Here is a 13,422-nt window from a genome sequence, read left to right on the forward strand (position 1 = left end):
CGAAGCGGCCGATCCTTTGATGGTCATCAATGTGTCGCCCTTCTGGCATGTCAGGCCATCTGCGATATGAGTGACAATCTCAAGCGTCGGATCGACCAACCGAAAGGCAATCTCGGCGGCCTGCATGCCCGAGACACACGCATCTTCGCGTGCATTCAGCCGTGCGTCATAGGTGGTGTCTGACGGGATCACGGCGCGGGTGGTCACATCGCCATAGCTACCAAGATCCTCCATCAACGCGTTGCGGATCATCGGTTCAAGAACAAGATCGGGGACGGATGAGAAACTCATGACAGCTCCTTACAAGCTTGCGCGCGGATGGCGAGCGCGTCGGACAGATACATTTCAGATCGTGTGCCGGGACCCGCGACAGGTTCGGGGAAGTCGGAGCGTTCATGCGCGCCGCGGCTTTCTTCACGCACCAGCGCGCCAGCCGCGATCAGCGTGGCTGTGGCACACATGTTCAGGAAGGAAGGGCTGCTTCCATATGCCTTTTCCAGCGAGGCGATGGTTTGAAGTGCCCTGGTCAGACCCTTGCGGTCCCGGACCACGCCGACCAGTTGGGTCATGGTCTCGCGCAGCTCTTTCACCGCATCCGGGCAAGGGTGCTCGCCGCCCTCGTCGAAGGAAAGCTCAAGCAACGGGGCGTCTTTGTAGGATGCCAGAGTTTCCGCGATACCCTCGGCACAGATGCGGGCATAGACAAGTGCTTCCAGCAATCCGTTCGATGCCAAACGGTTTGCGCCGTGCAAACCTGTCGAGGAGGCCTCGCCGCAGACCCACAAGCCGTCAATGCTCGCGCATCCCTTTTTGTCGGTGGCAATGCCTCCCATGTGGTAATGCGCGGCGGGGGCGACGGGGATCGGCTCTTTTGCGGGGTCAATGCCATTGCGCGCGCAGTATTCCGCGACGGACGGGAATTGTGTTTTGATCGCCTCCCCCAGCACCTCGCGCGTGTCGAGCATTGGGCGATTACCCGCCTTCACCTCGGCATGGATCGCGCGGGCCACAACATCGCGCGGGGCCAGTTCGGCGTCCGGATGGATGGCCTGCATGAAGCGCTCGCCATGTTTGTTGATCAGGATCGCCCCTTCACCGCGCAGGGCCTCGGTCGCCAGGGGAGCCGGGTCTTCGCCCACATCCATGGCGGTCGGGTGGAACTGGACAAATTCGGCGTCAGTAATCAGCGCGCCGGTGCGTGCGGCCATGCCGATGACCTGTCCGCGGATGCGTGGCGGGTTCGTGGTCAGCGCATAAAGCCCGCCCGAGCCGCCGCCTGCCAGCAGGATCGCCGGGCTACGCAGCATGACAGGAGCCGAGCGCCCTTCGCCTGCGTCCTGAATGGCGACCCCAGTGACGCGCCCGCCCTGAACTTCAAGCTCCAGCGCCATTGTGCCTTCCAGCACCTGGATCGACTGCGTCTCGCGCACCTGTTCGATCAGCGCGGCCATGATCTGAGCGCCCGCCTGATCCCCCTTGACCCGAACCACGCGGGCAAAGCTGTGCGCGGCCTCGCGCGACAACACATAGTCGCCGTCTTCGGTCCGGTCGAAGGGGGTGCCCATCGTTGTCAGATCAAGAATGTAGTCGCGCGCCTCGCGGGTGACGAGGTCCGCCACTTTCGGGTCAACCGTGCCTGCACCTGCATTCACGGTGTCATTGGCATGGTTTTCCGGGCTGTCATTGGCATCCATTGCTGCAGCCACACCACCCTGCGCCCAAGCCGAGCTTGCGCCTTCGCCCAAGGTTTCAGGCGAAATCATCACCACCGGGTGTGGCCCAAGTTTTAACGCGGCATACAAGGCGCCCAGACCGGCGCCCACGATAACAACGCGGTCGGTGGTGATGGTTTTCATGTCAGATCAGAGACCCAGTTTCTTCGACAGGTCGATCATGGCCTGCACGGAATGGCGGGCTTTTTCGGCCACTGCGGGATCAACCTCGACCTGATCATCCATCGTGTGCAGCACATAGAGGATCTTTTCGAGCGTGATCTTCTTCATGTAGGGGCACATGTTGCAGGGACCGACAAAGTCGACCTCGGGCAGTTCGTCAGCGATGTTCGACGCCATCGAGCATTCGGTGATCAACATCGCCTTCTCCGGCTTCTCGTCCGTTACGTATTTGATGATGCCACTGGTCGAGCCCGAGAAATCTGCCTCGGCCACCACGTCCGGCGGGCATTCCGGGTGGGCGATCAGGCGGGTGCCGGGATTCCATTCGCGGAAATCCCGCAGGTCATTTGCTGTGTATTGTTCGTGCACGATGCACGACCCAGGCCAATAGACGACATTCTTGTCTGCCTCGTTGGCAACGTTCTGCGCCAGATACTGATCAGGCGTCATAATGACGGTGTCGCTGTCCATCGCGTTCACGATCTGAACCGCGTTGGACGAGGTGCAGCAGATGTCCGAGGCCGCTTTCACCTCAGCGGTGGTGTTCACATAGGACACGACCGGCGCACTAGGGTATTTGGCGCGCATTTCTTCAATGCCCTCTGCTGTGATGCTTTCCGCCAGCGAACAGCCTGCCTCCATGTCCGGCATCAGCACTGTCTTCTCAGGGCTTAGTATTTTCGAGGTTTCGGCCATGAAGTGCACACCGGCCTGAACGATGATGTCTGCCTCGACCTCGCTGGCCAATTCAGGGGAAGGCATCAGATCATAGTGGTCCGAGAGTTTGTTGTTTCTCTTCGGTTGATGAACATTCATACCTGTCGCCTTGCTTCGCGGATAGGGGTGGATAGTTCATCGGTTCTGTCAGTGTCCAGTGGACCTTTCAGCAAGCGCCGGTTTTCAGGACGCCCGGTATCGGTGAAACCGGCCACGGCTTCGCGGAGACAGTCATGAATGAACGTTTTTGCGGTTTCGCAGGCCAGATCAAGGTCGTTTCCCTGAGCAAGTCCGCAGGCTATTGCCGTGGCCAATGTGCAGCCTGTGCCGCGTCTGGTTGCGTCAAGCCTCGGAGCCGCGAAGGTGTGGCGCGCTGTCGTGGCGAACAGATGATCGACAGAGGTTTCGCCCGACGCATGGCCTCCCTTGATCAACACGGCCTGCGCCCCTTTGGACAAAAACCATTCCGCCTGGGTCGCGATCTCGGCGTCGGTCTGCGCTATGAGGCAGCCTGAAAGTGTCGCTGCCTCAAGGAGGTTCGGCGTGACGACATGAGCCAGAGAGAACAGCACATCCGGAAACCGCCCTGACATCAGTTGCCGGCCAGAGCTGGAAGCCAATACCGGGTCAAGAACGATGGGGCATGATTGGCCCTGAATGGCGTGACCCACCGCGCTGGCGGTTTCCTCATTACCCAGCATACCGATCTTGATGGCAGCAGGACTTGTGGTGGCCAGTGCGCTATCGATCTGGCTGGCGATCAGTTCAGGAGGCATGATCTGCATGTCGGACACCATTGAATCTGATTGCGCAGTGACGACGGGAAGACCCTTGCAACCGAGTGTCTGCGCCACAACCGCGTCACGTGTCAGACCAGCGCCTCCGCTGCTGTCCGTGCCGCCTATGATCACGACAGGCTTCATGTGCTTGCCTTCGCTGCAAGCAAAGCAAGGTCGGTTAGGCGTAGCGTGCGAGTGATCTGCACATCAGGCGCATACAAGATCGCCATTTCGCCACGCACGGGCCGCAGGTCTGGCAGCGCAGCCGCCCCACCAGTGCAAACGAGCTCAACGTCCTCCGGCGCAGGAGTGCCGTAGTGGATTTCCACCCCTAGCTTCACCAGCTTTGCCTCCAGATCCAGCAGCGCGCGGCGTGGGTCGAGATGCGCCTCTTCGGCAAAGAACAGCCCCTGCGAAAACCGGCCCCCAAGCGCAGGTTCCAGCTCTGTGATCTCCGCCGTGCTGATCAGCCGATGCCCTTTGGTGCGTCGGGCAAAGCGGGTCAGCTCGGCCCGGTCGCGCTGGGGTGCGACCACCAGCGTGCCACGCCGGGTGACGGGCGTGATCTCCGCCCACCAATCTGCCGCCTGCCGCCCTAGGCGTACCACCTCATCCTCAGCGCTTTCGCCCTCACAGAAGGGCGCCAGCATGCCGCCCGCATAGCGCGAGACGCTGCCTGCGCCGGGTTCTGCGGCGTCATGGACGGTCACCTCAGACCCCCGCTTCACCAGCTCCCACGCGGTGGCGAGGCCCGCAAGCCCCGCCCCCGCGATGCGGATCATTCCTCCGCCTCTTTGACGGGTACATAAAGGTCGCCGCCCTCGCGGAACTTGGCCGCCATCGCCTCCATGCCGTCTTTCTGAGCCTCGGCGCGGATGTCATGGCTGATCCGCATGGAGCAGAACTTCGGCCCGCACATGGAGCAGAAATGTGCCACCTTATGCGCCTCTTTCGGCAAGGTCTGGTCGTGGAAATCGCGCGCGGTATCCGGGTCAAGCGAGAGGTTGAACTGATCCTCCCAGCGGAATTCGAACCGCGCCCGGCTGAGCGCGTCGTCGCGGCGTTGTGCTCCGGGCAGGCCCTTGGCCAGATCGGCGGCATGGGCGGCGATCTTGTAGGTGATCACCCCGGTTTTCACGTCGTCCCTGTCGGGCAGACCTAGGTGTTCCTTGGGCGTCACGTAGCAAAGCATCGCGCAGCCGAACCAGCCGATCATCGCAGCCCCAATACCGGAGGTGATATGATCATAGCCCGGTGCAATATCCGTGGTGAGCGGCCCAAGCGTGTAGAACGGAGCTTCGTGGCAACACTCCAGCTGCTTTTCCATGTTTTCCTTGATCTTATGCATGGCCACATGGCCAGGCCCTTCGATCATCACCTGACAATCCTTGGCCCAGGCGATCTGGGTCAGCTCGCCTAGCGTCTCCATCTCGGCAAACTGTGCCTCATCGTTGGCATCCGCGATGGAGCCAGGACGCAGACCGTCGCCGAGAGAGAAGGACACGTCATAGGCGCGGCAGATGTCGCAGATTTCTTCGAAGTGTTCGTAGAGGAAGCTTTCCTTGTGGTGATGCAGACACCATTTGGCCATGATCGACCCACCCCGGCTGACAATGCCGGTCACGCGCTCCACGGTCATCGGCACCATGTGCAGACGCACGCCGGCGTGGATAGTGAAATAATCCACCCCCTGCTCGGCCTGTTCGATCAGCGTGTCGCGGAATACCTCCCAGGTGAGGTCCTCTGCGATGCCGTTCACCTTCTCCAGCGCCTGATAGATCGGCACGGTGCCGATGGGCACGGGGGAGTTGCGGATGATCCATTCGCGGGTGTTGTGGATGTTACGCCCAGTAGAGAGATCCATCACCGTATCGGCGCCCCAGCGGATCGCCCATACCAGTTTCTCTACCTCTTCCTCCATCGAAGAGGTCACGGCGGAGGTGCCCATATTGGCGTTGATCTTCACCAGGAAGTTGCGCCCGATGATCATCGGCTCGGTCTCGGGGTGGTTGATATTGGCAGGGATGATCGCGCGGCCTGCTGCGACCTCATCCCGCACGAACTCTGGCGTGACATAATCCGGGATCTTCGCGCCAAAATCCTCGCCATACCGCGCCTCGACGACATCTTCGCGCAGCTGGTTTTCGCGGATCGCAGTAAACTCCATCTCGGGCGTCACGATACCTGCGCGGGCATAGGCCAGCTGCGTCACCGGCTCGCCATCCTTGGCACGCAGCGGCCGCGTGCGGATAGGGAATTCCGGCGTCAGACGGTCACCGGTGACAAAGCCGTTGTCTTCGGGTTTCACGTCACGTCCCTGATAGGCTTCCACGTCGCCGCGCGCCTCGATCCAGGCGCGGCGCAACGGCGCGAGTCCCTGGTTGATATCCGTGAGAACATCGGGGTCGGTGTAGGGCCCGGAGGTATCATAGACGGGCAGCGGCGGCTCCCCCGCCGTTGGGTGTACCGAAATCTCGCGCATCGGCACGCGGATGTCGGGATATTGGCTGCCGGTCACGTAGATCTTGCGTGACGCGGGCATCTCATCGGTGGTGATCTCTGGGGTCGCGATGTTCATTTTGGTGCTCCTCAAGCTCAGGTCTCAAAAAGACACCAGATGAGTTTGGGGAGGAGGCGAAGGCAGTTCTTGCCTTGCTGTCGGGGGGTACGAGGTCGTCCGTGCCACCCTGTGCTTCCTACGCCAGTGTCAACTGGGTCAGGTTCAAAGGGTCGCATCACTGGGCAATTGCCCTGTCAGCCTCTCAGTCCCCTAAGCGGGACTCCCCTGCGTAGGTCGACTATAGAACGGAACATCCGGATTGTGAAGTTGCGCGTCTCGTCGGTCAGAACAATCCTCCGCGAATGTGCGGTTTCGGTTTGGGCAAAACCCACACCGGCGAATGACCGGATTGGCGACTCGCGCTGCGTCGCAACCACAAACGTGCCGCGTTTCCGAGCGAATGCTGCGCCAGCAATTGCAGCAGGTGCACAAGGCCGCTTTGTCCCGCATTGTGTGAGTTCGACCCGCATCAGTTTTTGCTTTTGCGGCGAATGTCGGCAATGCGGGCTGCAACCGCAGTATCGGGGGACTGGGTCGGATATCGTCTGTGGGTGGCTCCTGCATTGCAAGAGTTTTTTGCGCGATTGTTGCGGTCGTTTTTGTCAGTACCGTCGTCTGTCCGGCCTGTTTGTGCGGTGGTGTTCCGCCTGCCTTGATGAATTCCGCGATCGAGGTTCCAATCGGCTTGTCGACCTTAGGAGAGGGCCGCTGACATTCCCGGAGTGTCCATGCTCTTGGTTGACTTACTTTCGCATCATCACTTCAACGTCTTGCATTTCGTAGGCAGCTGGCGCGGTTAGAACGCGGGCTGTCGATATTCCTGTTTCTTCCTCAGCATCGCCCAGATGATCCTGGCTGCCTTATTCGCCATTGCAGTCGTGGCCAGCCGGAACGGCTTGTCAGCGATGATCTTCGCTGTCCAGAGATCGACTTTCTCTGGCGAACGATTCGTCATGACCGCGCACGACGTCATGCCGACGACCAGCAGCTTCCGGATATAGTGATCGCCTTTCTTGGTGATCTTGCCCAATCGTTCCTTTCCGCCACTCGATTTATTGAGTGGGGTGAGGCCTAGCCAAGCGGCCAGATCACGACTTGTCCGGAACTGATGCGCGTCACCGATTGTCGCGACAATCGCTGAGGCGGTGATCGGTCCTATACCTGGCATACGCATCAACCTGCGCGCATCCACATTGAGTAGCGCGTGTTGCTCAATCATTTTGGAATAACCTTCGATGCGCTCGTTCAGGCCGATGAACTGATAGCACTGAATGCCGAGCATGCCGTTGACGATCTCCGGCATGTCCGGGTGGTCACCACCCAGGTGACGCGTTGCAAAGGCCGTGACTGCTTCGATTCCGATGGGCAGGATATGCCCGAACTCGCGCGGCAAGCTGCGGATCATGTTGGCCATCTGCGTGCGTTGTCGGATTGCCAGATCCCGCGTGCGATGGATTGAGAGAATGGCCTGCTCCTCCTCCGTCTTGATCTCGACAAACCGCATGGTCGGGCGACGAACGGCTTCACAGATCGCTTCCGCATCAACGGCATCATTCTTGCCACGCTTCACATAGGGTTTGACGTAGCCAGCTGGCATCAGTTTCATGTCGTGGCCAAGCTTGGATAGCTGGCGTCCCCAGTGATGGGACGACCCGCATTACCCACACGCCGATCTCGCATAGCGTCCGTCCAGTCTTGCAGCGTGTCAGATGCAAGGAGAGCCGCGCCAACGCCAGTCAGAGCGCGCAAGCCGCGTATCGCTTCGGCAGGGTCTAGAGCCGGAACACCGCCTGCCGTGGGTGCAAAGTCAGCAAGCACAACATTGCTCTGAACTCCCGGTACAACAGGTTCAGCATAGCACCGGCAATTGTGCTCCTCGCCTGGATGCCCGCCTTCTGGGGAGCTGTCCCATCGGAAAACCCGGTCATCAAAGGCGGCGTGGCTGTCACGAACTTTGGCATCATCTTGCGAGCGCCAGATGTACTGTACAATCTCGAGGTCTTCCTGCCGGAGCTGGTTGATTAACCCGGCGAAAGCACGCAGCAGCCGTTCTTCCATGGCCGTTCGCAGTGGCCGCAGTCGCTGTTGGTGGTTTTGGTATTCGCTGAGAATGCTTTCCATGCGCACGTCCCATGCGCTCAAAGCTTCTTCTTTGGCATCTGACACATCCCTCAGATCGGATGCGGATACAGTTGGGACTGTGTCAGGCGGTGTTAGCGCGTTCAGGAGCATCCGAGTGTTTTCGGAAATCACCTGATCGAGGCGTTCGCTGAATTCGGCCCCTTAGAGCGGAATAGTTTGGGAACGTCGATTTGAGTGCCAATCCTAGACGACGACCAACGATACGGCCATCGCGCTGTGCAATAACATACTGGCCGTTGCCGCCATGCCTGAGGAAATCGCCGAAACTGTGTTGCATGGAACCTCCGCGTACGTGCGGAACAGGTTCTATTCATTATTGGTAAAGGAAGCCTAAGATCACCGTTCGCCATGTTCTCATCAAGCGCAACGAGGAGGCAGATGTTTACGCGCAAGATGGTCAAAAACCCTATGACAATACCTATGCGTCAAAAACGGTCGTTTTTGACCGTGTGCGCTGCGCAGCCCCAGATCAATCCCTTAGCGATGACAAAAACCCTCGGCAAAAGCTTTGCGGTTTTGGCAGGTTTTTGCCCGGAGTAATGATGGATAGCCGCCACTTTTCAATGCCCGCTTCCGGGAACGCTGCGGCGCAGCACCGGATGGCACGTCCAAGGTCCGGAATGGGCCGTGCGTATCCAGTACCGCCCAAACTTTGCAATTTTGCAGTGTCCGCTTTCTGCGCATTGCGAATTTTTGTTGTTGAGCCGAAGGTCAGAAATCTCCCAGAATGAAGAGTATCCTCTCTCCAAACCCTAACAAACGGTAAAACCGTCTCTATAACCCATTGAAATCCCATGATCCGAAATCTGTCCCACCATGGGACACCTGATTTCTCCGGGGCCCATCACTCCTCGATCCGGCCCCTCAGGGCCTTCACGTCCCCCCGCATTTTCTTGGCCTTCAATCTGCGTTTTTTTGACCCCAAAGTCGGCTTCGTCGCGATCCTTTTTTTCGGCGCCACCAACGCCTTCCGGATCAGATCCACCAGCCTTTGCCGGGCAATGTCCCGGTTTCTGGCCTGGCTGCGCGTCTCATCACATTGAATGATCAGCGCCCCCTCGGTCGTCCAGCGCCGCCCCGCCAGGCGCTTGAGCCGTGTCTTGACCGGGCAGGGAAGGGACGGGGAGCGTTCGGCCTCGAACCGCAGTTCAACGGCCGTCGCCACCTTGTTCACATTCTGCCCACCGGGCCCGGAGGCGCGCACAAACTGCTCGCTCAGTTCCCAATCCTCAATGGTGATGTCGTCATCAATCCGCAACATAGCCTTGGATACACCGAGTGGCGCGCACGAAAAAGGGCCACCCGATGGGCGGCCCTTCTCGAAATGTTTCGGAGGTTGTGCCGGTTAGATCAACCGACCAACTTGGCGGTCTGCACCGCGAAGGACTGCCTTAGCAGGAGACCTCCCAAGCTGTTCCGACACCTCTCTCCAATACCTTTCTCGACACTGGATCACCTCCTTTCAAATGTTGAACTCAAGGTGATGGTGGCACAGCGCCGGTAAAAGTCAACTGATTTAGGTGGCAGTGCCCGCGCGGGCGGTTACCCACCGGAAAGGTGCCAATGCAATAAGCGCCAGGGTCAGTTTCACCATCCAGTCCGCCACGGCGAGCGACACCCAAAGTGGCGCTTCGGGACCAACACCCAGCATCGGGAGGACTTCGCCCGCCCATGACACATCGTTGCCGGGCTCAAGCCATGTCAGGCTGGCTGAGAATGCGAGGGTAAAGAAAATGGCCGTGTCGACCGAACTGCCGATGATGGTCGAGGCCAGCGGCGCTTTCCACCATGTGCCGTTGCGCAGTGCGGAAAAGATGCCGACGTCCAGCAATTGGGCCGTCAGGAAGGCGAGGCCAGAACCAATGGCGATGCGGAAGGTCACGGCGGGGTAGGTGAACCCGTCACCCTGCAACATGATCTGGGTGCCGATGAGCGAGCAGAACACGCCAACGATGAAGCCGACAAAGACGACCGTGCGGGCTGGGCCTGCGCCATAGACCCGGTTCATGATGTCCGTCACCAGGAAGGCCAGCGGGTAGGTGAATGCTCCCCATGTCAGCCAATTTCCAAACAGGTATTGAACAAGGATGTTCGAGGCCACGACGATCATGGCCATGGCAATGATGCCGGGAAGGTGTGCGCGTGTCATATCTGGTGCCCGTTTTTGCAAGGTAGCGGCGACTTGGCCCGGCAACATGCCGGACGGGCGCCTCTTAGTCGCAGGTGGCGCCGCCCGCAAGGGTTTCCGTGAGGGCGTATTCAACCAGTTCTGTGCGCTGAACCGATATGAAGTTGTCATCTGAGACCATCGTCAGGCAGGTTGCGCCGCTGTCTGACTGCCAGATCGCCAAGCCTTCAAGATTGTCATGCCGTCCCGCACCGGTGGTCAGCAGCGTTTCGGCAGGTGTGTCTGGTTGGCTGGGATCCATACGGCGTATCCGGTTGCGAAAACCAAGAGGCGTGAATGTACGTTCCAGGATATAGAGCCGCCCATCCGGTCCGATATCCGCGCCTGCAGGCAAGAATGGCCCCGTGCGCGGCAAGGTTGCAATGATGTCCCAAGTGCCGTTTCGAAAGCGATAGATCGGGAACGGGCGCGCCAGATCACCCGACCGTTCCGGCAGCGTATAGAGCGTGCCGTCGTCATCCGCGGCCAGTGCCTCTAGCGACCCATTCGGATGGTATGTTGCGAAATCCGGGTGAGGGGGGATCCGCGTGCCATCCTGTGCAGCAATGGCCGCTGGCCCTTCGTAGCTGAAATACAGTGTGTCCCCGGCACGCGCCAACCCTTCGCTGTCGCGCTTAGGATAGGGTTGTCGGACCGGTTCAATCGTTACGCTGCCAGTTGAACGGTTCAAGATCAGCGCAGAGGCCATACCCCGATCCGATAGAACGATTGCCGAATTCGGATCCGACATCTCAATAGCGGACAGGCCGCCAAAATCCTGCCGGTCCGATCTGAGCGGCCAGCTTTGGATGAAGGTGAGCGGTTCGGCAAACGCAGCTGTTGCCGACAGGATCAGCGCGAGGCCAAAACGCCAGAGCATTGTTGTGGCAAGTCTCCTACACGCAGTTCGCGGCGCGGTCTGGGTTTGGGGGCGTTGGGATCGGGTGGTGGCGGATTCAAGATGTTGTTCACCCATTGCTGCGCATCAGCACATCCATCACCAGGGGGCGGGGCGGTCTGATCTACGCAGCCACGTGTGCCCGCGGGACAGTTGAGGCGGACGTGGAAGTGATAGTGGTGTCCCCACCATGGACGCACTTTGCGCAGCCAGCTTCGATCCCCTTTTTCGTCCTTGCACATCTGTACCTTGGCACCAGGGAAGACAAAGATGCGCGCCGTGCGGTTGTCGCTGGCGGCGGCCTTGATGATCTCGTGATGGGCGCGGGTCCAGCTGGAATTCGTATAGGCCCCGGACGCGCGACGGGTGGAAATGGAGCTGATGTTCTCACGTTCAGCTGCGGACAGCGTCAGATTGCTTGCGGGCAACATCCATATGTCAGCATCAAGGCCGATCTGGTGGCTGCGATGTCCGGTCAGCATCGGCCCGCCACGGGGTTGGCTCATGTCGCCGATATAGAGACCCGACCAACCCGGTTGCGCAGCGGCCTTGCGGCTGAGGTCCTGTACATAGTCTACCAGCTTGGGATGCCCCCAGTTCCGGTTGCGCGACAGACGCATCGCTTGCCACGTGGGGCCCGTCTCGGCCAGCTGTGTCCCACCTGCCAGACATCCCCGTGAATACCCGCCAAACGCTGCCGCCGTCTGCGCTGAGGCGCGGCGCTTGCCGCCAAACTGTCCCTTGGCGATGTTTTGCAGGGTAGCTGGATCCACATCCGGTGTTGGCGTTCCGTCAATGTCAGTCCCCGCGCCGCTTGTGCAGGCGCAAAGCAAAAAGGCGGTGATCAGGGTAAAGGAACGTCGGACTTTGACCATTGGGCGTGGTCTCCTTCGGGGTTCACGTAACGCAACAGGTATAGGCCAAGAATAAACAGCACTATGACGGGAATATAACCCAACTGCGCACTGCCTGTCATCGTCGAGAACAGTGCAATCATCATTGGGGCAAGAAAAGCGGTGGCCTTGCCAGACAGGGCAAACAGGCCAAACGCCTCGGTGGGCCGTTCGGGGTGGGTGTGACGCACCATCATCGAACGCGAAGCCGCATAAATTGCCCCGCCCGCGCCCCCGATGGCCGCGCCGCAGATGTAGAATACGATGTCTGGCAAGGCAGATCCTTCGGGCAGCGAGATCACGCCAAATATGCTTGTTCGTTTCATACCCACGATGACGAACGTGACGCCGATCAGGATAAAACAACAGGTCTTGATGACCGGTTTGGGGCCAAGGCGGCTGTCAAACCGGCCCCCGATCTGCGTCGCCACAGCCGCGGTGATGGCGCCCACGATGCCGAACACGCCGATCTGGATGATGCTCCACCCCAGAATGAGCGTGGCATAGACGCCCCCTGCAGAATAGAGTGCATTGAGCGCATCGCGGTAGAACATGGACGAAACCAGGAAGTTCAGAAGCGACCGCCGCTTGAGTGCGCCGGACAGCGACTGCTTGAGGTCGGCGACGGCCTCCGACACGCCGCCTGTGCGATTGGCCTGGCGCGGTTCACGCACCCACATAAAGAACGGGATCATAAAGACGGCAAACCATACAGCGATAAAGGGGCCGACAGAACGGGTACCCTCGCGCGCACTGGCATCTAGGCCAAACAGAGGATCGAGGCCGATAAGCGTTTTACCACTTTCGTTTTCGGCCAGAAGTAGCAGCATAATGAACAGCGACATCACGCCGCCCCAATAGCCAAGGGCAGCCCCGTTTCCTGAAATACGCCCAACATCTTCCTTGTTACCCAGCGAGGGCAAGATGGCATTGACGAAGATCAGCATGAATTCTGACGCGACCAGGGCCACGTTGAATGCGATGAGGATCAGAAACAGTGTCGATGCATCGGGCAATGTCCACCACAAGGCCGCGGTCATGGTGATGTAGATCAGACTGAACATCCAGATCCAAGGCATGCGCCTGCCGGTGCTATCGGCATAAGCCCCTATCAGCGGGGCCGTGAAGGCGATGAACAGCCCGGCAATAGTCGATCCCCAGAACCACAAGGCTTGACTGGACGCGCGCGCGGCGTCGGGATCAGAGGTCTGCGTCTCGAAATACCCAAGCGAGACCGCGGCGAAATATGGACCAAAAATAAAGGTCAAACCAAGGGTATAAAACGGCTGCGTGGCCCAGTCGAACGCCATCCAGCCCCATATGCGCTTTTTCAGCCCAATCTCTGCCATGCCCCATATCCCGTCTTTTTGT

The 13,422-nt window shown here is 59.5% G+C and carries 11 protein-coding genes, 2 pseudogenes and 1 riboswitch; all 13 genes and pseudogenes read right to left on the bottom strand.

Annotated elements, in window-relative coordinates; genetic code table 11:
- Positions 1-291: pseudogene (locus Q1A75_RS10170) on the bottom strand (nicotinate-nucleotide diphosphorylase (carboxylating)); the annotation flags it as partial.
- Positions 288-1,856 (bottom strand): L-aspartate oxidase, encoded by a 1,569-nt coding sequence (locus tag Q1A75_RS10175; protein WP_299592298.1) that lies wholly within the window; start codon positions 1,854-1,856, stop codon positions 288-290. The pseudogene Q1A75_RS10170 and the gene Q1A75_RS10175, both read right to left, overlap by 4 nt.
- A gap of 6 nt (positions 1,857-1,862) precedes the next feature.
- A pseudogene (nadA, locus tag Q1A75_RS10180) lies at positions 1,863-2,651 on the bottom strand (quinolinate synthase NadA); the annotation flags it as partial.
- Between the two features lie 56 nt (positions 2,652-2,707).
- Positions 2,708-3,535 carry a hydroxymethylpyrimidine/phosphomethylpyrimidine kinase gene (locus Q1A75_RS10185; protein WP_299592296.1) on the bottom strand — a complete coding sequence of 276 codons (828 nt, stop codon included), beginning with the start codon at positions 3,533-3,535 and terminating at the stop codon, positions 2,708-2,710.
- The gene (locus Q1A75_RS10190; protein ID WP_366142195.1) at positions 3,532-4,173 is read right to left on the bottom strand and encodes an FAD-dependent oxidoreductase; all 642 of its coding nucleotides are present in this window, start codon (positions 4,171-4,173) and stop codon (positions 3,532-3,534) included. The genes Q1A75_RS10185 and Q1A75_RS10190 overlap by 4 nt, the downstream gene beginning before the upstream one ends.
- Positions 4,170-5,969 (bottom strand): phosphomethylpyrimidine synthase ThiC, encoded by a 1,800-nt coding sequence (gene thiC / locus Q1A75_RS10195; protein WP_299592294.1) that lies wholly within the window; start codon positions 5,967-5,969, stop codon positions 4,170-4,172. Before thiC ends, Q1A75_RS10190 begins: the two co-directional genes overlap by 4 nt.
- Before the next feature lie 98 nt (positions 5,970-6,067).
- A riboswitch (TPP riboswitch) is annotated at positions 6,068-6,188 on the bottom strand.
- 559 nt (positions 6,189-6,747) lie between these two features.
- Positions 6,748-7,557 (bottom strand): IS110 family transposase, encoded by an 810-nt coding sequence (locus tag Q1A75_RS10200; protein ID WP_366142196.1) that lies wholly within the window; start codon positions 7,555-7,557, stop codon positions 6,748-6,750.
- On the bottom strand, positions 7,554-8,183 hold the full coding sequence (locus tag Q1A75_RS10205; RefSeq protein WP_299550745.1) for a phage minor head protein: 630 nt from the start codon (positions 8,181-8,183) through the stop codon (positions 7,554-7,556). The genes Q1A75_RS10200 and Q1A75_RS10205 overlap by 4 nt, the downstream gene beginning before the upstream one ends.
- A gap of 754 nt (positions 8,184-8,937) precedes the next feature.
- Entirely contained in the window at positions 8,938-9,354 is a 417-nt protein-coding gene (gene arfB, locus Q1A75_RS10210; RefSeq protein ID WP_299550747.1) for an alternative ribosome rescue aminoacyl-tRNA hydrolase ArfB, read from the bottom strand.
- Positions 9,355-9,609: 255 nt separating this feature from the next.
- A complete protein-coding gene (locus Q1A75_RS10215) occupies positions 9,610-10,242 on the bottom strand; it encodes a queuosine precursor transporter (protein ID WP_299550749.1) in 633 nt (210 codons plus the stop codon).
- Positions 10,243-10,306: 64 nt separating this feature from the next.
- Positions 10,307-11,140 carry an esterase-like activity of phytase family protein gene (locus Q1A75_RS10220; RefSeq protein WP_299550751.1) on the bottom strand — a complete coding sequence of 278 codons (834 nt, stop codon included), beginning with the start codon at positions 11,138-11,140 and terminating at the stop codon, positions 10,307-10,309.
- Positions 11,113-12,033: a penicillin-insensitive murein endopeptidase gene (gene mepA, locus Q1A75_RS10225; RefSeq protein WP_299550753.1), complete on the bottom strand. Its 921-nt coding sequence runs from the start codon at positions 12,031-12,033 to the stop codon at positions 11,113-11,115. The genes Q1A75_RS10220 and mepA overlap by 28 nt, the downstream gene beginning before the upstream one ends.
- A complete protein-coding gene (locus tag Q1A75_RS10230) occupies positions 12,003-13,400 on the bottom strand; it encodes an MFS transporter (protein WP_299550755.1) in 1,398 nt (465 codons plus the stop codon). Before Q1A75_RS10230 ends, mepA begins: the two co-directional genes overlap by 31 nt.
- Positions 13,401-13,422 lie beyond the last annotated feature (22 nt).

This window comes from uncultured Tateyamaria sp. (assembly GCF_947504105.1).
GTDB lineage: Bacteria > Pseudomonadota > Alphaproteobacteria > Rhodobacterales > Rhodobacteraceae > Tateyamaria.